Origin of the sequence: Mesorhizobium sp. M0185 (assembly GCF_040322175.1) — a bacterium.
Classification (GTDB): domain Bacteria; phylum Pseudomonadota; class Alphaproteobacteria; order Rhizobiales; family Rhizobiaceae; genus Mesorhizobium.
The window spans coordinates 83,359-103,992 of the sequence record NZ_JAMYSY010000023.1 but is presented as its reverse complement, the minus strand read 5'-3'; the positions used below and the strand labels follow the sequence as shown (position 1 = coordinate 103,992).

The following is a 20,634-nucleotide window of genomic DNA, read 5'->3' as shown; positions in this document are numbered from 1 at the left end:
ATGCCTGCACCGGCTGCGGCGTCCACATGCACGGCCCGGTCGAGCGCGACCACGCTTTCAAGGGGCTGTCCTTCATCCATCCCGAGCGCTTCCAGGAAGACGGCTGGTCGCCGCCGGGCTTCACCGCCTTTGTCTCTTCGATCATCGAGTCCGGTGTCGATCCGAGCCGCATGGACGGCATAAGGTCACAGCTGAAGTCGATCGGGCTCGAACCTTATGATTGCCTCAATCCAGGACTGATGGACTATATCGCCACCTGGACGGCCAAGAGATCCGGCGCGTTGCCGGCCTAGTAGCCGCTCGACTATCATCGATCGAGCCGGGCGACGCCGCCCGGCTCTTTCACATTTGGAACAACGATGCACGCACCTGCTATTCTCGTCGATGCCGACGCTTGCCCGGTGAAGGCCGAGGTCGAAAAAGTCGCCGAGCGGCACGGCATCGTCGTCACCTTCGTCTCCAATGGCGGCTTGCGTCCGTCGCGCGATCCGATGATCCGCAATGTCGTCGTCTCCAAGGGCGCCGATGCCGCCGACGACTGGATCGTCGAAAATGCCCGGTCCAATGACATTGTGGTGACCGCCGATATCCCGCTTGCCGCGCGCGCGGTGGCGCTTGGCGCCCACGTACTTGGTCCGACCGGACGCCCGTTTACGCCCGAAACGATCGGCATGGCGGTGGCAATGCGCGATCTCAAGCAGCATCTGCGCGAGACCGGCGAAAGCAAGGGCTACAATTCGAGCTTCGCGCCGCAGGATCGCTCGCGGTTCCTAGGCGAGCTTGACCGCATCTTGCGGCGAGCGCTGAAATCCGCCTCAGCGGACTGAAGGCCATGGCGACCGGTAGCCCGACCAAGATGCCCATGCGACGCCACACGCCGTTCGCGGTGTCGTCCTGCATTGGCGCGGCAGCCTTTGGCGCGGCGCTGATCTGGCGCGCGCCGCTTGCCTATTGGATCGGCGCCAATGTGTTCTTTGCCGCCTATCTCGTTCTTGTCATCGCCCACATGCCGCGGCTTACCGGCAGCTATCTGCGCAAGAATGCAGGCGACACGGACCTGCCGGTACTGGCCATCTTCGCGGTCACGCTGATTGTCGTCGCTATTGCCATCATTTCGTTGTTTCAATTGATCAACAGAGAGAAGAGCGCGGACACCGTCGAGCTAACGGTGGCGCTGCTGTCTATCCCGCTTGGCTGGTTGACCATCCATGCCATGGCCGCACTTCACTACGCGCATATCTACTGGTTGGATGGCGATGCGATGGATGGCGACACAAAAAAGAAAATTCCAGTCGGCGGCCTCGACTTCCCGGGCGGCAAGCGGCCGGAAGGCTCGGATTTCCTCTATTTCGCCACGGTGATCGGCATGACGGCGCAAACCGCCGACACCAACATCACGACCTCGCAAATGCGCCGTGTCGTGCTTGTGCACTCGATCCTGTCGTTCTTCTTCAACACGGTCATCGTGGCAGCCGCGGTCAACCTCGCCGTCAGCCTCGGCAGTCCGTAATAAATCCGTGATCGGGTGAAACATCGCTTAGGCTGGCGACGTATTGGGAGGAGAAGAGATCTGACGAGGCCGCGACGAACGCGCGGCCGGAGGGAACAACAAATGGAATCGCTTGCCAGAAACCAAGCCGCCGGAGCAGATACCGCCGCGCCGAGTGATGCGACGCTGATCTATCGCCAGTCGCGCTGGACGCGGCTGACGCATTGGCTGTGGGCGATCGCGCTGTTCTTCATGCTGCTTTCCGGCCTGCAGATCTTCAACGCCCGCCCGCAGCTCTATATCGGCAAGGAGTCGGGTTTTGGCTACAACAACACCGTCTTCGCCATTGGCGCCGAGAATACGGCGACTGGCCCGCGCGGCTATACCGAAATCTTCGGCAAGCGCTTCGATACCACTGGTGTGCTCGGCTGGTCGGGTCCGGCCGGCCAGGAGACCTCCCGCGCCTTCCCGTCCTGGGCGACGATCCCTTCCTATTACGATCTCGGCACCGCGCGCGTCGTTCATTTCTTCTTCGCCTGGGTGCTGACCACCACGCTGCTGGTCTGGCTGGTCGCCAGCCTGATCAACGGCCATTTGCGCCGCGATCTTGCCCCGCGCCTCGATGATTTCAGGCGCCTGCCGCGAGACATTGTCGAGCACGCCAAGCTCAGGTTCCATCACACGCGCGACTACAACACGCTGCAGAAGATGGCCTATGGCGGCGTGCTGCTCGTGCTGCTGCCGCTGATGATCATCACCGGCCTTGCCATGTCGCCGAGCATGGATTCGGTGCTGCCGTTCCTGAATGATCTGCTCGGCGGCCGGCAGACGGCGCGCACCATTCATTTCACGGTGATGCTGCTGCTCGTCGCCTTCTTCATTATCCACATCCTGATGATCCTGGCCGCCGGCCCGATCAACGAGCTGCGCTCCATCATCACCGGGTGGTACCGAACCGACCCGCCGGCGTCTGGCGACAAAGCGCCAGAGAGGAGTGCCTGACATGGCGAAATTCGAGATCAGCCCCAAGCTACAGATAAGCCGAAGAAAGTTCCTGACCTCGGCCAGCCTCGGCCTTTCCGGCATCATGCTGTCGGGCTGCGACGCCTTCGACAGCCAGCTGGGCGTCGGCGACAGCCTGCGCAGCTTCCTCGAAAGCGCCAATGGCCTGACCTGGCGGGCGCAGCGACTGCTTGCCGGCGCTGACGCGCTGGCGCCGGAGTTCACCGAGGCCGACATTCGCCAGCTACAGCGGCCGAACGGTGTCACCGCACCGGACGACGATTTCTACAAGGGCCTGCTCGCCAGCGATTTCGCCGACTGGCGGCTGGAGGTTTCAGGCCTGGTCGAAAAACCGCTGTCGCTGAGCCGCGAGCAGCTGATGAACATGCCGAGCCGCACCCAGATCACCCGTCACGACTGCGTCGAAGGCTGGAGCTGCATTGCCAAATGGACAGGCACGCCGCTGTCGCTGGTGCTCGATCAGGCAGTGGTCAAGCCGCAGGCGCGCTACGTCATGTTCCACTGCCTCGATACGATCGACCGCAGCCTTGCCGGCGACATCAAATATTACGGCTCGATCGACCTGGTCGATGCCCGCCATCCGCAGACGATCCTTGCCTATGGCCTCAACGGCAAGCCATTGCCGGTCGAGAACGGCGCGCCGCTGCGCGTCCGCGTCGAGCGCCAGCTCGGCTACAAGATGCCGAAATACCTCTACAAGATCGAACTGGTCGACGGCTTCGCCAATCTCGGCGGCGGCAGAGGCGGCTATTGGGAGGACAATGGCTACGACTGGTACGGCGGCATCTGACCGAAACCTGACCCAAGCTTCATCTAACTGTCGTCGTCGCTGTCGTCGCCGTCGCTGCGCAGGGCCGGATTCAGGTCAGGATTATCGTCAGGGGTGACAAGCTTGCCCAGCCCGTGCGGTCCCTGGTAGTTGCCGTGGGTATCGAAGTTGGGGTTGCCCTGATTGTCGAATTGCGGCGTCGGATCGATCGATTGGTCGTAACGGCGCGGGCGCGGCTTCGGATAGTAATTATCGGAATGATGGCGATGCGAATTGCCGTTGTCGAGAATGGCGCCTACCACGCCGCCGACGATAATGGCTGCGGCGACGTCGCCAGCAGAGGGATTGCGGTCGGGGCCGGCGACTGCGAATTCGGCCGAGCAACCATTGTCGACCCAGATGCCGCCGCCGTCATAGCCCCAGCTTCTACCGTATACGCAACGCGCCTTCGAAAGCCTGGAGGTCAACTGCACGCCGCGGCGCGTATCGACCCCGCAATAGGAATAGCGGTAATCGGCGCTGGAGCAGACCACGCGTTTTGCCCCCGCAGCCTGCGCTGCCGCCGGCAGCAGCGAAAGCTTCGCCGGATTGCCCAGGATGCAAACCAGGAACATCATCGAACCGGTAACCGTCATCCGTGTCGACATCGCAACTCTCCATCAGGGTCCGCTATCGACAGAATGGCACCTCTGTGTAAATCTGACAACCGGACGGGCTCAGCGAGGTTATATTAATGCGCGCTAAGATGATCGCCACAACTATACTTGCCCTTTCTGCCTGGTTGGCTTTGTCGCTGCTGCCGGCCCGGGCGGACGACAGCCTCAAGCGCATCATCGACCAGAAGGCACTGACGATCGGCGTGGCGCTCAACCCGCCATGGATCCTCAAGAAGGCCGACGGGAAGTTGGCCGGCTATGATGTCGACCTGACCAGTGCGCTGGCGTCTGATCTCGGCGTCGACCTGAAGCTGGTCGAGGTGCCCTGGAACGACCTCAAGACAAGACTGCTCAAGGGTGATTTCGACATGATCGCGGCTGGCTACGCCAGCACGCCGGAACGCGCACGCGAGGTGGTGTTCTCCAACCAGACCGGCACCGCCGATATCCGCATGGTTGCGACGATCGCCAGCCTTGGGAAAAGGCCGGGAAAGGCAGTGGCGGCGCCGGGATACAAGATCGCCGTGCTGTCCAATTCCACCGATGAAGCCGCCGCGAAGGAAGCTTTTCCCAAGGCGACCATCCTGTCTTTCGACAATACCTCAGATGTTTTCGCCGCGATCATCGGCGGCGACGCACAGGCGATGGTCGCGACGTCGCCGACGCCGCAGATGGCCGCCAGGCTCTATGACGCGAAGTTGACGATGGTGGGCGGCCCGCTGTTGCGGACGCCGGAAGCGTTTGCGATGCGCCCGGACGATGTCCGCCTCATCCAATACGTCAACAACTGGATCGGCGCGCGTACCGCCGACGGCACCATAGGCGGCGTGCGCCGCTACTGGTTCGGCAGCTTCAAATGGATGTCGCGCTTCGAGACAGCTAAGTCCGAGCCCGCCAAGCAATAGGGTCGCGACCTGTTATGCAACCTTGTCGATCAGCGGCTTCAGCGCTGGATGGATTTCCGGCGAGGCGTGCTTGATCAGCGTCAGCAGCGCGCGCTCGTTCTCCTGCAGCGGCCGGTCGCCTATGTGTTCAGCGAGCCATTTGGCCTCGCCGGCATCGACCGTCTCGGCGCAGCGGGCCAGAGCCTCGGCTGCCTTGTTCTTGGACTCCCACTCGGCTTCGATATCGCCGGGTGAGCGATAGGCTTCCATGATGCCGGACAGGCCGCCCGATACCATGCGGCTGAAGAACCCGCCGATCTCCGGATCGGCCTGCTCGAAGAACGAATCCCGGCGCAGCGCCACGTCGCGCACCGGCGGTTCGTAGCCGGCCGAACACATGACGAAATTGGCGATCGCCTTGACGAACAGATCGTTCCAGGACGGATCGTTGTCGCCCGCCGCTGTCCGCTCGTTGATCTCGAACAGCACCTCGGCCTCGGCGCGGCTGATGGCGATGTTGCCATCGCCGCCATAGGCGTAAAGGATGCGGCGCAACAGCTCGACCTCGGCCTTGGCAATCGACCCAGGGATAAGCCTGCCGCCGGTCGCAAGCGGCCCCTTGCCGTCCACGACCGCATGAGCGACCTGCTCCAGCGCATAGCTGGAAAGCGTGCTCGGCGATGATTTGGCAACTTCCAGCACATGCACCAGCAACTCGAGTTCGGTTCGGCTGTCGACGATGCCGTCGCGCGAAATCGTCCGGATCAGCCAGTCGGCATTGTCCTGCGAAACATAGCCCGCCGGCTTTTCCTGGTGGACGATGAAATCGGTGACGGCCTCGACGAAAAACTCGAGCCATTCCGCGCATTTGTCCCTCGCCGTCGCGTCGAGCGCAAACAACGCCTCGGCCTCGCCGCGCGTTACCACGCCGTCGCCGAACACTTCGCCGCGCAGCATGACCACGTCTTCCGCTGTGATCCGATTTTTCGAGGTCAGCCTGGCCACCGGCGCGCTCATGATCAATTCGCCCATTTTGTTCCCCGCCCGCCGCCGGTAATTGCCGGCCCTTATGCGGTATATCGGCAAGGTCTTGAGAAACCGGCAAGCGGCGTGGTTAGCGAAGGCTTGCCTGTAAAGAAGGCCGCAGAAGACTTGGCGTAAAAATGTCGCCGGCAGGTGACAAGGTGTCGTCCACGGGCTATGGATGACGAGTCGAGGGCTCCTGACCGAGTCCTACCTGTTTGTGGGAGAGAGCAGCGAGAGCTGCCGCCGAAGGGGAAATCGCCCGAAATCTCTCAGGCAAAAGAACCGTAGACGGGAAAGACACTCTGGAAAGTCGGGGCTTGCCCCCGCGCCGAAGGTGTAAGCGCTGCCGACAGAGTTACGGGGCGCGAGTCTCTCAGGCTTCAGACAGAGGGGCACGGACTGGTCGCCATTCGCGGCCGCTTGCGTGCGACTCTGGAGATGACATGACGGGCGACGATACCAAACACCTTCCCCTCGAAGATCTGCACATGGCAGCTGGTGCGCGCTTTGGCGCCTTCGCCGGCTGGTCGATGCCGCTGACCTATCCGGCCGGCGTGATGAAGGAGCACCTGCACAGCCGTGAGCATGCCGGCCTGTTCGACATCTCGCACATGAAGCTGTTCGAAATCAGCGGTACGGGGGCAGCAGCGCTTCTGAACCGCGCCTGCCCGTTCGATGCCGGCGCACTTGAGGTTTCCCAGTCCAAATACACGTTCTTCCTCAATGAGGCGGCCGGCATTCTGGACGATCTGATCGTCACCAGGCTCGGCGCCGAGCGCTTCATGATGGTCGCCAATGCCGGCAACGCCGCCGCCGACGAAAAGCATCTGCGCGCACTGGCCAAAAATTTCGATGCAGAGGGCGATTTCGATGTAAAAGTGGATGCGCTCGACCGCGTCTTCCTGGCCATACAGGGCCCCGAGGCGTGGGCTGCCCTTTCCCGCGCCGGCATCGAGACCGGTTCGCTGGTGTTCATGCACGGCATCGAGCCGCGCGAAAAATGGTTCATGAGCCGGTCCGGCTATACCGGCGAAGACGGCTTCGAGATCGGCCTGCCGGAAGCGGATGCAAGAAACCTCGTCGCCAGGCTGCTCGAGGACGAGCGGGTGATGTGGGTCGGCCTTGCCGCCCGCGACAGCCTGCGGCTCGAAGCCGGACTGTGCCTGCACGGGCTGGACATCACGCCGGAGATCGATCCGGCCAGCGCCGGGCTGATGTGGGCCATCCCCAAGGAGGTTCGCGCCTCTGGCGCCTTCATCGGCGCCGATGCGCTGCGCGCCATCCTGGAGCGTGGTCCGGCGCAAAAACGCGTCGGCCTGAAGCCGGAAGGCCGCCAGCCGGTGCGCGCCGGTGCTGCCCTTTTCGATGCTGACGGCAACCCTGCCGGCCATGTCACCTCAGGCGGCTTCGGCCCCTCGGCCGGTCATCCGGTCGCCATGGGCTACGTCCAGACGCCGCTTGCCAAATCCGGCGCAAAACTGTTCGCCGATGTCCGCGGGACGAAAATCCCGGTCGACATCCACCCCTTGCCCTTCACGCCCCATCGCTACCGCAAAGGATGATTCAATGGCAAAGACCTATTTCACCGAAGATCACGAATGGCTGCGCGTCGAGGGCGGCATCGCCACGGTCGGCATCACCGATTACGCGCAGCAGCAGCTCGGCGATCTCGTCTTCGTCGAACTGCCGGAGCCGGGGAAGAAGCTGGCCAAGGGCGACACCGCCGTGGTGGTCGAATCGGTCAAGGCCGCATCGGACGTCTACGCGCCGGTCGACGGCGAGATCACCGAGGCCAACACCTCGCTGTCATCGGATCCTTCACTCGTCAATTCGGCGGCAACCGGCGACGGCTGGTTGTGGAAGATGAAGCTGGCCAATGAGCGCCAACTCGACGGACTCCTCGATGAAGCCGCTTACAAAGCCCATATTGGTTGATAGCAGGACCAGGAAGATGACCGCAGCACCCTACCCCTTCTCGGCTCGCCATATCGGCCCGGGCCTCCATGACGTCAGAGCCATGCTGGCGGCGATCGGCGTTCCTTCGGTCGAGACCCTGATCAGCCAGGCAGTGCCGAAGTCGATCCGGCTCGACCGGCCGCTGGCCCTGCCCGCGCCCGCAAGCGAAGCGGAAGCGCTGGCCGAGCTCGCGGCGACGATGGCAAAGAACACGGTGCAGAAGAGCTTCATCGGTGCCGGGTATCATGGCGTCCACGTGCCGCCGGTGATCCAGCGCAACCTGTTCGAGAACCCGGCCTGGTATACGGCTTACACGCCTTACCAAGCCGAGATCAGTCAGGGCCGGCTGGAGATGCTGTTCAACTTCCAGACACTGGTGACGGAACTGACCGGCCTGCCGGTGGCATCGGCCTCGCTGCTCGACGAGGCGACGGCGGTGGCCGAAGCGGTTGGCATCGCGCTGCGCCATCATCGCGACAAGCGCACCAAGGTGGCACTGGCCGGCACGCCGCACCCGCAGACGCTGGACGTCGTGCGCACCCGCGCCGAGCCGCTCGGCATCGAGGTCGACGGCGAGGTGATCGACGACAACACCGCCGCCCTGCTGGTCTCCTGGCCCGATACATTCGGCGTCTACGGCGACCACAAGGCAGCGATCGACAGGGCCCGTGCTGCCGGCGCGCTGGTCGTCTTCATCGCCGACCCGCTTGGCCTGACGCTGACCGATGCGCCGGCCAGGCTTGGCGCCGACATCGCCGTCGGCCCGATGCAGCGTTTTGGCGTGCCGATGGGCTTTGGCGGGCCGCACGCCGCCTATTGCGCCGTCTCCGACAGGCTGACGCGGCTGATGCCCGGCCGGCTCGTTGGCCAGTCGACGGATAGCAAGGGCCGTCCTGGTTATCGCCTCGCTTTGCAGACACGCGAACAGCATATCCGCCGCGACAAGGCGACGTCCAACATCTGCACCGCACAGGCGCTGCTCGCCAATATGGCGACGGCCTACGCGATCTGGCATGGCCCTGCCGGGCTGCAGGCGATTGCCGGCCGCGTCCACACGCTGGCCAACCGCCTGGCTGCCGGCCTCAAGGCAGCGGGCGTTTCGGTGGTCGGCGACAGCCATTTCGACACGGTGACCGTGAAAGTGAAGGGCAGAGCCGGCGGGATTGCCGCCGCCGCAGAAAAGACCGGCCGGCTGCTGCGCGTCATCGACGCCGACCATGTCGGCATCAGCTTCGACGAGACCTCCACCGAGGCCGATCTGGAGGCGATCGCAGCACTTTTCGGCGCCAAGGCCGGCGTTGCCGCCGGCAGTTCCATGCCAGGAAAACCGCGCGGCAAGGAGTTTCTCACCCAGCCCGTCTTCCGCGAAAACCACTCGGAAACCGACATGATGCGCTTCCTGCGCCGGCTGGCCGACAAGGACCTGGCGCTCGACCGCGCCATGATCCCGCTCGGCTCCTGCACCATGAAGCTCAACGCCGCCGCCGAAATGATGCCGGTGAGCTGGCCTGATGTCGCCAACCTGCATCCCTTCGCCCCGGCCAACCATTCGACAGGCTATCGCGCCATGATCGACGAGCTGGAAGGCTGGCTGGCCGAGATCACCGGCTTCGACGCGGTGACCCTGCAGCCCAATGCCGGCAGCCAGGGCGAATATGCCGGGCTGCTCGCCATTCGCGGCTATCATCTGTCGCGCGGCGAAGGCCATCGCACCATCTGCCTGATCCCGTCCTCGGCGCATGGCACCAATCCGGCAAGTGCGGCCATGGCTGGCATGAGCGTCGTCGTCGTGCGCTGCACCGAGGACGGCAATATCGACATGGCCGACCTGCAGGCCAAGGCGGCCGAGCATGCGCACAACCTCGCGGCGCTGATGTTCACCTACCCTTCGACGCATGGCGTCTTCGAGGAAGGCGCGCGCGACCTTTGTGCCCTCGTCCACAGCCATGGCGGCCAGGTCTATTTCGACGGCGCCAATCTCAACGCGCTGGTCGGCCTCGCCCGTCCCGGCGATATCGGCGCCGATGTCTGCCACATGAACCTGCACAAGACCTTCTGCATCCCGCATGGCGGCGGCGGCCCCGGTGTCGGCCCGATCGGCGTCAAGGCGCATCTGGAGCCATATCTGCCCGGCCACGTCACCGAAGGCTCGGCCCATGCCGTGGCGGCGGCACCGTTCGGCAGTGCCTCCATCCTGCCGATCACCTGGATGTATATTCGTATGATGGGCGCTTCCGGCCTGAAGCAGGCGACCGAGACGGCGATCATCTCCGCCAACTATGTGGCGACGCGGCTCGGCGAGCATTTCCCCCTGCTTTACAAAGGGCGCAACGGACGCGTTGCGCATGAATGCATCCTCGACACCCGCGCGCTCAAAGACAGCGCCGGCATCAGCGTCGACGATATCGCCAAGCGGCTGATCGACTATGGTTTCCATGCACCGACCATGTCGTTCCCGGTGGCCGGCACACTGATGGTGGAGCCGACCGAGTCCGAGCCCAAGCGCGAGCTGGATCGCTTCTGCGAGGCGATGATCGCCATAGCCGGCGAGGCAGCCAAGGTGGCGAAGGGCGAATGGCCGTTGGCCGACAATCCTCTAGTCAATGCGCCGCACACCGCCGCCGAGGCGTTGGCCGGCCAGTGGACCCATCCCTATTCGCGCCTGGAGGCGGCCTACCCCGCCGGCGATGCCGACACGGCGGCAAAATACTGGCCGCCGGTGTCGCGCATCGACAATGTCGCCGGCGACCGCAACCTTGTCTGCTCCTGCCCGCCGCTGTCGGAATATCTGGGTGCGGCGGAATAGATCATGATCCCGAAAAGTGGAATCCGGTTTTCGGACAAGATCATGGGTCTAACAAGAAGATAGAAACCTCAATCAGGCAGAACGCAAGGCCGGCCCGTCGGCCTTGCTCGCCCGGTCCCGGACGACGACGCGATTTCGCCCGGCGCGCTTTGCCGCATAGAGTGCTGCATCGGCTTCGGCCAGCACATCGTCGAGACCGGTGCCGTTTGTTCCGCCAAAGCCGATGCCGCCGCTGACTGTGCTTCGCAACGGACCGAGCTGGGTGGCCACGACTTCCGTGCCGAAGGCGACGCTGATCTTGCTCGCAATGTCATAGGCCTTCTCTTCCGTCATCCGCGACATGACGAGCACGAATTCCTCGCCGCCCAACCGGAAGGCGTCGACGCCGGTCCGGGCGTATTTCCTGATGATGGCGGCAAAGCGGCACAGAACCTGGTCGCCGACCGGGTGACCAAATACGTCGTTCGTCCTCTTGAAATGGTCGAGGTCGAACATGGCAACGGACATGAACGGACCGAAGACCCGCTCGCCGTAGAGTGCCGTCAACGCCCGCCGATTCATCAGCCCGGTCAATGGATCGGTCATCGTCTCGGCCTTCAATTCGATCTGCGCCTGCAAATGATGCAGGGAGAGCGTCAATGCGCCGAGCCCGGTCATGCAGGCGACGGCCACGACGGAATTCACCCGCTCGGCCCAATTGTCCGGTGCTACACCGAGCACCCATTGGCCCGTGACCAGCAGGACCGCGCCGCAAAGTCCGAACGACAGCGCACAGACGCCGCTCAGGAACGAGACGACCAGCAATATCCGGCGATCGTGACCACCCTCAATCCAGAACATCGCCCCGATGAGCGAGAGCAGCGCCGTTACCGTCGCGTAGGTGACAATAAAGCCGACACCATCAAACCCGAGATACGTCGCGCCCGCGCAAACAGCCATCGCAACCAAGGTCGGCAAGATGGCGCGCCTGTAGTCGCCTGTGCCGAGATATTGCATAGCCGACAGGCAGATGATCAGGAAGCCGAGGCTGAGAAGCACAAGCACGATCTGGCAAAGCCAGGCGCTTGGATCCCTGGTGTAATGCCAGAACAACACGACATGTGCGACCAGCACGAGAATGCCGCAGGCCACCGTCAGCACAAAGCGTGCCTTTGGCGCGGTGAACCAGATCGCAAACATGGTGATGCTAAGGCACGTGCCCGACAGCGCCGCCGCGAGCAGGAGCGAACTGTAATCCAACATGCTTAAGCGACAGCCTCTTGAAGGTTCCACTGCATTCTAGGTCAGCGACAGTTCGCGGATATCGTTTTTCAGCCAACCTTGCGGCGTAACCTTCGGACAAGGTTTACAAAGCGTCGATGCTCCACCCTCGACCCCATTTCCGCCGCTTGGCTGTCGAATGGTTTTGCAGTAAGAGGCCCTATCCTCGAACGTAACAGGAACCTCCGTCGCCTGCCCACAAAAAGCGTGGCAGTATCGGGTGGTGATTCGCAGCATCGGAATCCAGGACCGGCATGGACGACAACAACGATCTTTTCGCCAAATTGGACAAGCAGCCGCAACCGGCTCGCGCCGCCGCGCGCCCGGCCGACCCGCTGGTGCAGGCGGCGAAGCGGCCGGCGCCCCGCGACGCCAGCGAGAGCTACAGTGCCGCCGATATCGAAGTGCTGGAGGGGCTGGAGCCGGTGCGCCGCCGCCCGGGCATGTACATTGGCGGCACCGACGACAAGGCGATGCACCATCTGTTCGCCGAGGTCATCGACAATTCGATGGACGAGGCGGTCGCCGGCCATGCGACCTTCATCGATGTCGAGCTTTCCGCCGACGGATACCTGTCCGTCACAGACAACGGCCGCGGCATTCCGGTCGATCCGCACCCGAAATTCAAGAAGCCGGCGCTCGAACTCATCATGACGACGCTGCATTCAGGCGGCAAGTTCGACAGCAAGGTTTACGAGACGTCCGGCGGCCTGCACGGTGTCGGCGTTTCCGTGGTCAACGCGCTGTCCGACCATCTCGAGGTCGAGGTGGCGCTGGGAAGGAAACTTTATCGGCAAAAGTTCTCGCGCGGCATTCCTGTGACCGGCCTGGAGCAGCTCGGCGAGGTGCACAACCGCCGCGGCACGAAGATCCGCTTCCATCCAGACGAGCAGATTTTCGGCAAGGGCGCTGCTTTCGAGCCGGCGCGGCTCTACCGCATGGCGCGGTCAAAGGCCTATCTGTTCGGCGGTGTCGAAATCCGCTGGACCTGCGATCCGTCGCTGATCAGGGAAAAGGACACGACGCCGGCCAAGGCAGAATTCCATTTTCCGGGCGGCCTCAAGGATTATCTGAAAGCCTCGCTCGGCGACGAATTCCAGGTCACCCGCGAAATGTTCGCCGGCAAGAGCGAGAAGCAGGGCGGTCACGGTTCGCTCGAATGGGCGGTGACCTGGTTCGGCGGCGACGGTTTTATCAATTCCTATTGCAATACCATCCCGACCGCGGAGGGCGGCACGCATGAGGCCGGCTTCCGTAACGTCCTGACGCGCGGCTTGCGCGCTTATGCCGACCTGGTCGGCAACAAGCGCGCCTCGATCGTCACTTCCGAGGATGTGATGATCTCGGCGGCGGGCATGCTGTCGGTGTTCATCCGCGAACCGGAATTCGTCGGCCAGACCAAGGACAGGTTGGCGACGATCGAGGCGATCCGCATCGTCGAAAGCGCTATCCGCGACCCGTTCGACCATTGGCTGGCCGACAATCCGCAGGAAGCTTCGAAACTGCTCGAATGGGTGATCGCGCGCGCCGACGAGCGGGTGCGCCGCCGCCAGGAAAAGGAAGTGTCGCGCAAGAGTGCGGTGCGCAAGCTGCGCCTGCCCGGCAAGCTCGCCGACTGCACGCAGAATGCCGCCGCCGGTGCCGAGCTGTTCATCGTCGAGGGCGATTCGGCCGGCGGTTCGGCAAAGCAGGCGCGCGACCGCGCCAGCCAGGCGGTGCTGCCCCTGCGCGGCAAGATCCTCAACGTCGCCAGCGCCGGCAACGACAAGCTTGCCGCCAACCAGCAGATATCCGACCTCATCCAGGCGCTTGGCTGCGGCACGCGCTCGAGATACCGCGACGAGGACCTGCGTTACGACCGGGTCATCATCATGACAGATGCCGACGTCGACGGCGCCCATATCGCCTCGCTGCTGATCACCTTTTTCTACCAGGAGATGCCAAGCCTGGTCCGCGGCGGCCATCTCTATCTGGCGGTGCCGCCGCTTTATTCGATCCGGCAAGGCGGCAAGGTCGCCTATGCCCGCAACGACGCGCACAAGGACGAACTCCTGCGCACCGAATTCACCGGGCGCGGCAAGGTCGAAATCGGCCGCTTCAAGGGGCTGGGCGAAATGATGGCCGCCCAGCTCAAGGAAACCACCATGGACCCGAAAAAGCGCACGCTGCTGCGGGTCGACGTTATCGATGCCGAGGCGGCGACCAAGGATGCGGTCGACGCATTGATGGGGACCAAGCCCGAGGCCCGTTTCCGGTTCATCCAGGAACGCGCGGAATTCGCCGAGACGGAAGTGCTGGATATCTGAGCTCCCGCCGCTAGCTTGGCCTTCTGAGCTGGAGACGAGCACTTGACCTGGGCGCGGCTGAAGGACGATATCGGCACGCGGATCGCTGGCCTGACGCGGCCGACGCGCTCGGACTGGATCTTTGCCCTGCGCACCGTTTCGGCCGGCCTCATCGCACTCTTGGCCGCCTATGCGCTGAAGCTCGACCACCCGCAATGGGCGATGATGACGGTGTTCATCGTCGCACAGCCGGTCGCCGGCATGGTGCTGGCGAAGGGGTTTTATCGTCTCCTCGGCACGCTTGCCGGCGCGCTGGCTGCGATCGGCATTACCACTGTTTTCGATGCCAACCCGTGGTTGCTGGTTACCGTTCTTGCCGTCTGGATCGGCATCTGCTCGCTGGTCTCGTCGCTGCTCCGCAATCCGGAAGCCTATGGCGCGGCGCTTGCCGGCTACACCGCGATGATCATCGGCCTGCCGGCTTTCGGCCAGCCGCACCTCGTCATCGATCTCGCCGTGGCGCGCTGCGCGGAAATCGTGCTTGGCATCATTTGCGCCGCGCTGAGCAGCCGGCTGATCCTGCCGAAACTGGCCGCCGACGCCATCATCTCAAGACTGAAACGCAGCATTCTCGACCTGGCGGCCTATGCGGACGGCGCTTTTTCCGGCGGCGATGCGGAAAAGCTTGCCGGGCTGCACCGCAAGCTGATCGGCGACGTCCAGACGCTCGGCGAGATGCGCACCTACGCAAGGCTGGAGGGGCCGAGCCTCGCCACCCGCGCCTATCCGGTCCGGCGTACCATCGGCCAGCTTCTGTCGGCCCTGTCAGCGGCGCGTGCGCTGCATGCCCACGCCGCGCCGAAGAATGCAGCCCTCATCCCCGTTCGCGCCGAGTTGCAGGCCGTTGTCGGCGAACTGGTAGCCAAGCCGGGCGCACTGGACGATACGGCGCCCTGGGTGGCGCGGCTCGACGCAATCGCCGGCAAGGCACGGCAGATGCCTGGCATCGCGGCCGGGCAAGACATTGACTGGGCTGGCACTGTCACCCGCCTAACCATTGCCGCCGACTTCGCCGAGGCTATGCAGCAAGTGCTGCGCGGCCTGGATGCACTCCGCTCTCCCCCGTCTCGTGCCAGTCGCGAACGGCGGCAGCCGGCGCTGGTGGTGCACCGCGATTATCGTGCGGCATCGCACAATGCCGTGCGCGCCGCTATCGCCACACTCCTGGTCGCCGGCTTCTGGCTGGCGACGAAATGGTCGGACGCGACGGGCACGGTCATTCTGGTCGCGGTCGTCTCCAGCCTGTTCGCCGCTCGCCCCGATCCGATCCGGTCGGCATGGAACTTCTTCGAGGGCACGTTGCTCGCCCTGCCCTTTGCGTTTCTCATCGGCCAGTTGGCGCTTCCGGCTTTGCCAGGCTTCGGATGGTTCATGGTCTTTGTCGTGCCGATCCTGGTGCCAGCGGCACTGGCCATGGCCAATCCGCGCTACGTCGGCGTGGCAACGGCCTTTGCGATCAATTTCCTCGCCTTCCTCAGCCCACATCAGGTCATGACCTACGATCCGGAGCCGTTCTTCGCCAATTCGGCAGCGGTCCTTGTCGGCATTCTTCTGGCGATCGGCGTCTTCGCCGTCGTGCTGCCCGCCGACCCCTGGGTTACAGTCAACCGCATCCTGCAAACCATGCGCGAAGATCTTGCACGCCTTTGCCTGCACGACCGCCTGCCGCGGCGATCGGCCTTCGAAAGCCTTGCCTACGACCGGATCAACCAGTTGATGCCACTGCTGCAGAACGCCGGCAAGAAAGGCGACGCGGTTCTCGGCGGCGGCATAGCTGCGGTTACCGTCGGCCTCGAAATCCTACGGCTGCGCAACGCGCAGCAAAGTTCCGCGATCCCGCCTGAAACAGCACTTTCCATCGCCAATTTCCTGCGCGGTCTGGCACGCGAGCTGCTGTTCAGGCGGCCCGGCGAGCCGCAGACGGCGACCGTCGCAGTCGCCAGGCAGTATGCAGCAGGCATCGCGGAGCGCAGCGTCGCGGCCGAAATGCTGCAGATCGCCGCTTCGCTGCGCATCATTGCCGCCGCGATCGAGGATTTTCCGGATTTTTTCGCGAAGGACCGGGTTTAGGCAGCAGCGATCGCCAGCGCGTGCCCGCGTGCGTTCTCGCGCAGCGCGTCGAGATGGATCGATTTGACCAGCCCGGCGAGATCGCCTTCTGCGGACTGTCCGCCCAATTCCTTCAGCATCAGCCAGCTGACTTCCTGGACGCCGGCGAGGCGTTTGCCATTGGCGACCTCGCGCCAGACCTTCAGCGCGCGCAGAATGATGGCGTGGGTGGCGGCGGCAAGCCCGGCGCTGCGGAACAGTGCCTGCAACGCTATGTCATGCCCGCCGGCCAGCAGTGCTCTCACCCGTTGTTCGGACTGTTGGCTGAGCGCGACCAGCGCCGAACCAAAGAAGTCGACCTTGCCGTGCGCAATGGTGCGGACGACGAAGCTTGCGGTCAGGTCGCCGCGCAGGCGCAGATGTTCGACAAGTGCGGTATGTTCCTCTGTCCGCGTGCCTTCGATCAGCGTCACCGAAGCCTTGATGCAAGCATCGCGCGTGACGCGCTCGGCCCTGGCGGCGCCCATCAGCGCCAGCACCAGCGGCGACCCCTTGAGCATCTCCCCGAGCTTGACCAGCAGCGTATGCCGGCAATCGGCGGGCAGCCGGGTGTCGGCGATCAGCGCCTCGCGCACCAGAGGCAGATGGCCGTGCCGCTCGGCCATGCGGCGAAAGCTGACGGATGCGATGTCGGCGCCGCTGTTGGCGAGCAGCGTGGCGCAGGCTTCCGGCTCGCCGATCTCGGCGATCGCCGCCGCAACCGACATCGAGACGCGTGGCCGGTCGGCGATCACCTTCTGCGTCGCCTTCTGGCCGCCGGCAACCCGATCGATCAGGTCGGCATCGGTGAGCAGCGGCGAGCGCGCCAGCACCAAGGCTGCGACTTCCGGCTGGTCCGAGGCCAGCGCGCTGACGATCTGCGGCGGCGCATGATGGCTCATGGAAAGCGCGTCGGCGATCGCCGCCCGCACCTTCGACGATACGTCATCGAGCAGCAACGTCAGCGCCGCCTCGGCAGCGCAGCGGTCCTCGAAAGGCAGCTCCGAGTCGACATAGGCGCGAGCCAGCGCGCTTGCCGCCGCAGCACGCTCCGACACCTTCGCCGTATGGATCCATTTCAGGAAATGCGAAACGACCATGTCGCCTGCTTACGCCCCTTGCCAGAACGCTTCTGACCCTGGCGGAGACCGTAGGCACAAATGGTTTACGAACGGTTCACCATGTTCGTTAACTGGCTTGCGAGCCCGGTATGCAACGCCTATCAACCCTTAAGCAGCGGAGGAGATCGACAATGGCCGGACTTTACCTTGAGGAGTTCGTTCTCGGCCATGTGTTCAAGCACACGCTGCGCAAGACCGTGACCGAAAGCGACAATATGCTGTTTTCGGTGATGACGCTGAACCCGCAGCCGCTGCACATCGACTTCGACTTCGCGGCGAAGAGCGAATGGGGCAAGCCGCTGGTCAATTCGCTGTTCACGCTTGGCCTGATGATCGGCATCTCGGTCAATGACATCACCGTCGGCACCACCATCGCCAATCTCGGCATGAAGGAGACAGTGTTTCCGCACCCCGTCTTCCATGGCGACACCATTCGCGTCGAGACCACGGTGGTTTCGGTGCGCGATTCCAGGTCGAAACCGGACCGCGGTATCGTCGAGTTCGAGCACCGCGCCTATAACCAGAACGATGTGCTGGTTGCCAAATGCACGAGGCAAGCCATGATGATGAAAAAGGCATAGCCGATGCGTTCTCTGCTCTTCGTTCCTGGCGATTCGGAAAAGAAGCTGGAGAAGGGCTTTGGCGTAGGAGCCGACGTGGTCATCGTCGACCTCGAGGATTCGATTGCCGCGCAGAACAAGGGGTTGGCGCGCGACACAGCGGCGCGTTTTATCGCCGAGCACAGGCACCGGACCAGCTCCGCGATCTATGTGCGCGTCAACGATCTTTCGACCGGACTGACCGACGACGATCTGGCGGCGCTCGTGCCGGTGAAACCAGACGGCATCATGCTGCCTAAGTCGAACAGCGGACTGGATGTCCAGCATCTCTCGGCCAAGCTCAGGGTGCACGAAGCCGAAGGCGGCCTGCCGGATGGCGCGATAAGGATCCTGCCGATCATCACCGAAACGGCCGCAGGCGTCTTGGCCGCAGCGACCTACGCCCGTGCAAGCGCGCGGCTTGTCGGCGTCACCTGGGGGGCGGAAGATCTGTCGGCGGCGATTGGCGCGCGCGCGACGCGCGACGCGAATGGCCGCTACACGGATGTGTTCCGCCTCGCCCGCACCATGACCATGCTTGCCGCAAGTGCCGCGGAAGTCGCGGCAATCGACACCGTCTTTCCGGATTTTCGCGACATGGCCGGCTTCGAGGCCGAATGCGCCGAGGCCGAGCGCGACGGTTTCACCGGCAAGATGGCGATCCATCCGGCGCAGGTACCGGTCATCAACGCCGCCTTCACGCCTTCGGCGCAAGCGGTGAAAAGCGCCCTGGCGATCGTCGAGGCGTTCGAGGCGGCAGGAAATCCCGGCGTCGTTGGCATGGATGGCAAGATGTACGACCGGCCGCATCTCAAGCTCGCAGAGCGGCTCCTGGCGCGAGCCAAGGCATCGGAGGTTGATCCTTAGGGGGTCTGTTCCGCGCCGAAATTATCCCACCCACGGCCCTGAATAGTCGGCATAGAGCTTTGCCGGATCGGGCCGCGGTCGTTCCGGTGCTGGCCCCTGGTAGGAGCCGATATGGACGAAGCCGACGACCCGCTCATGCGGCGCCAGGCCGAGGATCGCCCTGCCCTCGGGCACGTCGGAATACCAGTTGCTGATCATGTTGGTGCCGTAGCCCAGCGCATTGGCGGCAAGCATCAGGTTCATCGCCGCCATGCCGCCGGACAGGAACATCTCCCATTGCGGGATCTTTGGATTTTCCCTAGGGATAGAAATCACGCCGATGACCAGCGGTGCCCGCGAAAAGCGCGCCAATTCCTGGTTGCGCCGGCCTTCCGGCAGCGGCCCTTCGCGCTGTTCGGCAAGTTCTGCCAGCTTCTTGCCGATCTCGATACGGGCCTCGCCGCGATAAAGGATGAAACGCCAAGGCTCCAGCCGGCCATGGTCCGGCACCCGCGAGGCGGCGGCGATCATCGTCGCGATCTCCGCATCGCCCGGTGCCGGTTCTTTCAAATCCGGGATCGGCGCGGAATTTCGGGTCAGCAGAAGATCGATGATCGGCGACGCCATGGGCGCAAGTCTCCTGGAATTTGAGCTGAAGCGCACCATCGGGACATCGGGCGGCTTGGGCATTGGCGCGGCGCGCCGGACAAAGAGCCCTGTAGCAGAAGCCGACCGGACTCTTAAGCCTTGAAATTGCCACCGCCTTGGGCTTCAACGCAAGGCATGTTTGAGGGGACATTGCGTCTTTTCCTGATATGGCTCGCTGCCGCACTGTTGATGGTGCCGGTTTCGCTTGCCGTCGCCCAGGATGTGGACGGCCTCGGCGAGCTGAAGCTTCCCGGAATTTCGGGCTATGCGCCTCCGAAAAGCGAGACATCGCTGGCATTGGGCAGCAGCGGGGCGATCACGCTGTCGGCGCAATTGACCGACAAGGGCGCCGACATCACGCGCGGCATCGTCTGGCGCGTCTTCAAACCCGAATCGGCCAGCGACGGCAAGCTGCCGATGGTCGCCTCCTCTCATGGCGGCACCGCCATATTCCAGCTCGAGCCGGGTTCGTATCTGGTCCACGCCTCCTACGGGCGGGCCGGCGCCACCAAGCGCATCACCGTCGGCAAGGAAGCCAAGCGCGAGAGCCTCGTGCTCGATGCCGGCGGCCTCAAGCTCGATGCCGTGCTGTCCGGCGGGGTACGCATACCGCCGAAGAAGCTGCGCTTCTCGATCTATGAGAGCCACGCCGCGGCCGATGGCGATCGCGCCCTGATCATACCCGATGTCGAGCCGAACAGCGTCGTGCGGCTCAATGCCGGCACCTACCACGTCGTGTCGACCTATGGCGCGGTGAACGCGGTCATCCGCTCCGACATCCGCGTCGAGGCCGGCAAGCTGACCGAAGCGACCGTCGAGCACCGTGCCGCCGAAATGACCATGAAGCTGGTGCGCGAACCAGGCGGCGAGGCGATCGCCGACACCTCCTGGTCCCTGCTCAACGAATCCGGCGATCCGATCAAGGAAACTGTCGGCGCCTTTGCCTCGATGGTGCTGGCCGAGGGCGACTACACCATCATCGCCAAGAACCGCGACCGCATCTACCAGAAGGATTTTACGGTGGTGGCTGGGCACAACCAGGACATCGAGGTTCTGGCCACCGAGGCTTCGGCCATCGATTCCGAGGAAGGCGCCGACTGAGGCGCGCCCCTCTAAGC

At 63.8% G+C, this 20,634-nt stretch carries 18 protein-coding genes, 1 pseudogene and 1 riboswitch; of the genes and pseudogenes, 14 read left to right on the top strand and 5 right to left on the bottom strand.

The features are described from left to right. From NKJ20_RS19395 to NKJ20_RS19375, 5 genes and pseudogenes are all read left to right on the top strand, one after another. A pseudogene (locus NKJ20_RS19395) lies at window positions 1-293 on the top strand (S-(hydroxymethyl)glutathione synthase); the annotation flags it as partial. A gap of 66 nt (window positions 294-359) precedes the next feature. Next, a complete protein-coding gene (locus NKJ20_RS19390) occupies window positions 360-827 on the top strand; it encodes a YaiI/YqxD family protein (protein WP_352746108.1) in 468 nt (155 codons plus the stop codon). 5 nt (window positions 828-832) lie between these two features. Further along, the gene (locus NKJ20_RS19385; protein ID WP_352746106.1) at window positions 833-1,510 is read left to right on the top strand and encodes a DUF1345 domain-containing protein; all 678 of its coding nucleotides are present in this window, start codon (window positions 833-835) and stop codon (window positions 1,508-1,510) included. Window positions 1,511-1,612: 102 nt separating this feature from the next. After that, window positions 1,613-2,491, top strand: coding sequence for a cytochrome b/b6 domain-containing protein (locus NKJ20_RS19380; protein ID WP_352746104.1), 879 nt, complete (start codon window positions 1,613-1,615; stop codon window positions 2,489-2,491). Between the two features lies 1 nt (window position 2,492). Continuing rightward, the gene (locus tag NKJ20_RS19375) at window positions 2,493-3,302 is read left to right on the top strand and encodes a molybdopterin-binding protein (protein ID WP_352746101.1); all 810 of its coding nucleotides are present in this window, start codon (window positions 2,493-2,495) and stop codon (window positions 3,300-3,302) included. A gap of 23 nt (window positions 3,303-3,325) precedes the next feature. On the opposite strand, the gene NKJ20_RS19370 is transcribed toward NKJ20_RS19375, so the two are convergent. Next, complete coding sequence (locus NKJ20_RS19370) at window positions 3,326-3,928, bottom strand: DUF3011 domain-containing protein (RefSeq protein WP_352451338.1); 603 nt, start codon at window positions 3,926-3,928, stop codon at window positions 3,326-3,328. A 98-nt stretch (window positions 3,929-4,026) separates the two neighbouring features. On the opposite strand from NKJ20_RS19370, the gene NKJ20_RS19365 reads away from it, so the two are divergent. Further along, the gene (locus NKJ20_RS19365; RefSeq protein ID WP_352744585.1) at window positions 4,027-4,842 is read left to right on the top strand and encodes a transporter substrate-binding domain-containing protein; all 816 of its coding nucleotides are present in this window, start codon (window positions 4,027-4,029) and stop codon (window positions 4,840-4,842) included. A gap of 12 nt (window positions 4,843-4,854) precedes the next feature. On the opposite strand, the gene NKJ20_RS19360 is transcribed toward NKJ20_RS19365, so the two are convergent. Then, window positions 4,855-5,853, bottom strand: coding sequence for a hypothetical protein (locus NKJ20_RS19360; RefSeq protein WP_352746098.1), 999 nt, complete (start codon window positions 5,851-5,853; stop codon window positions 4,855-4,857). Window positions 5,854-6,055: 202 nt separating this feature from the next. Further along, a riboswitch (glycine riboswitch) is annotated at window positions 6,056-6,142 on the top strand. Between the two features lie 148 nt (window positions 6,143-6,290). Here NKJ20_RS19360 and gcvT point away from each other — a divergent pair. The 3 genes from gcvT to gcvP are packed head-to-tail and all read left to right on the top strand — an operon-like array spanning window position 6,291 to window position 10,609. After that, the gene (gcvT, locus tag NKJ20_RS19355; RefSeq protein ID WP_352473893.1) at window positions 6,291-7,409 is read left to right on the top strand and encodes a glycine cleavage system aminomethyltransferase GcvT; all 1,119 of its coding nucleotides are present in this window, start codon (window positions 6,291-6,293) and stop codon (window positions 7,407-7,409) included. 4 nt (window positions 7,410-7,413) lie between these two features. Continuing rightward, window positions 7,414-7,782, top strand: coding sequence for a glycine cleavage system protein GcvH (gene gcvH, locus NKJ20_RS19350; RefSeq protein ID WP_352451343.1), 369 nt, complete (start codon window positions 7,414-7,416; stop codon window positions 7,780-7,782). 16 nt (window positions 7,783-7,798) lie between these two features. After that, the gene (gcvP, locus tag NKJ20_RS19345; RefSeq protein WP_352746094.1) at window positions 7,799-10,609 is read left to right on the top strand and encodes an aminomethyl-transferring glycine dehydrogenase; all 2,811 of its coding nucleotides are present in this window, start codon (window positions 7,799-7,801) and stop codon (window positions 10,607-10,609) included. Window positions 10,610-10,681: 72 nt separating this feature from the next. On the opposite strand, the gene NKJ20_RS19340 is transcribed toward gcvP, so the two are convergent. After that, window positions 10,682-11,851, bottom strand: coding sequence for a GGDEF domain-containing protein (locus NKJ20_RS19340; RefSeq protein WP_352451345.1), 1,170 nt, complete (start codon window positions 11,849-11,851; stop codon window positions 10,682-10,684). Window positions 11,852-12,123: 272 nt separating this feature from the next. Between NKJ20_RS19340 and parE the strand changes: the two genes are divergently transcribed. Beyond that, complete coding sequence (gene parE, locus NKJ20_RS19335; protein WP_352746091.1) at window positions 12,124-14,175, top strand: DNA topoisomerase IV subunit B; 2,052 nt, start codon at window positions 12,124-12,126, stop codon at window positions 14,173-14,175. Window positions 14,176-14,217: 42 nt separating this feature from the next. After that, window positions 14,218-16,284 carry an FUSC family protein gene (locus NKJ20_RS19330; protein WP_352746089.1) on the top strand — a complete coding sequence of 689 codons (2,067 nt, stop codon included), beginning with the start codon at window positions 14,218-14,220 and terminating at the stop codon, window positions 16,282-16,284. Here NKJ20_RS19330 and NKJ20_RS19325 read toward each other — a convergent pair. Continuing rightward, window positions 16,281-17,402, bottom strand: a complete 1,122-nt coding sequence (locus NKJ20_RS19325) for a DUF2336 domain-containing protein (RefSeq protein ID WP_352451348.1) — start codon at window positions 17,400-17,402, stop codon at window positions 16,281-16,283. The two genes, NKJ20_RS19330 and NKJ20_RS19325, sit on opposite strands and share 4 nt — an antisense overlap. A gap of 110 nt (window positions 17,403-17,512) precedes the next feature. Between NKJ20_RS19325 and NKJ20_RS19320 the strand changes: the two genes are divergently transcribed. Together NKJ20_RS19320 and NKJ20_RS19315 are read left to right on the top strand one after the other, a co-directional pair. After that, window positions 17,513-18,004 (top strand): MaoC family dehydratase, encoded by a 492-nt coding sequence (locus NKJ20_RS19320; RefSeq protein WP_502894930.1) that lies wholly within the window; start codon window positions 17,513-17,515, stop codon window positions 18,002-18,004. A gap of 3 nt (window positions 18,005-18,007) precedes the next feature. Beyond that, window positions 18,008-18,889 (top strand): HpcH/HpaI aldolase/citrate lyase family protein, encoded by an 882-nt coding sequence (locus NKJ20_RS19315; RefSeq protein WP_352746087.1) that lies wholly within the window; start codon window positions 18,008-18,010, stop codon window positions 18,887-18,889. Window positions 18,890-18,910: 21 nt separating this feature from the next. On the opposite strand, the gene NKJ20_RS19310 is transcribed toward NKJ20_RS19315, so the two are convergent. Next, window positions 18,911-19,495 (bottom strand): nitroreductase family protein, encoded by a 585-nt coding sequence (locus NKJ20_RS19310; RefSeq protein ID WP_352568828.1) that lies wholly within the window; start codon window positions 19,493-19,495, stop codon window positions 18,911-18,913. Window positions 19,496-19,651: 156 nt separating this feature from the next. Here NKJ20_RS19310 and NKJ20_RS19305 point away from each other — a divergent pair, with 156 nt between their 5' ends. After that, window positions 19,652-20,617: an RgsD C-terminal domain-containing protein gene (locus NKJ20_RS19305; RefSeq protein ID WP_352704586.1), complete on the top strand. Its 966-nt coding sequence runs from the start codon at window positions 19,652-19,654 to the stop codon at window positions 20,615-20,617. The last annotated feature ends 17 nt before the right edge of the window (window positions 20,618-20,634 follow it).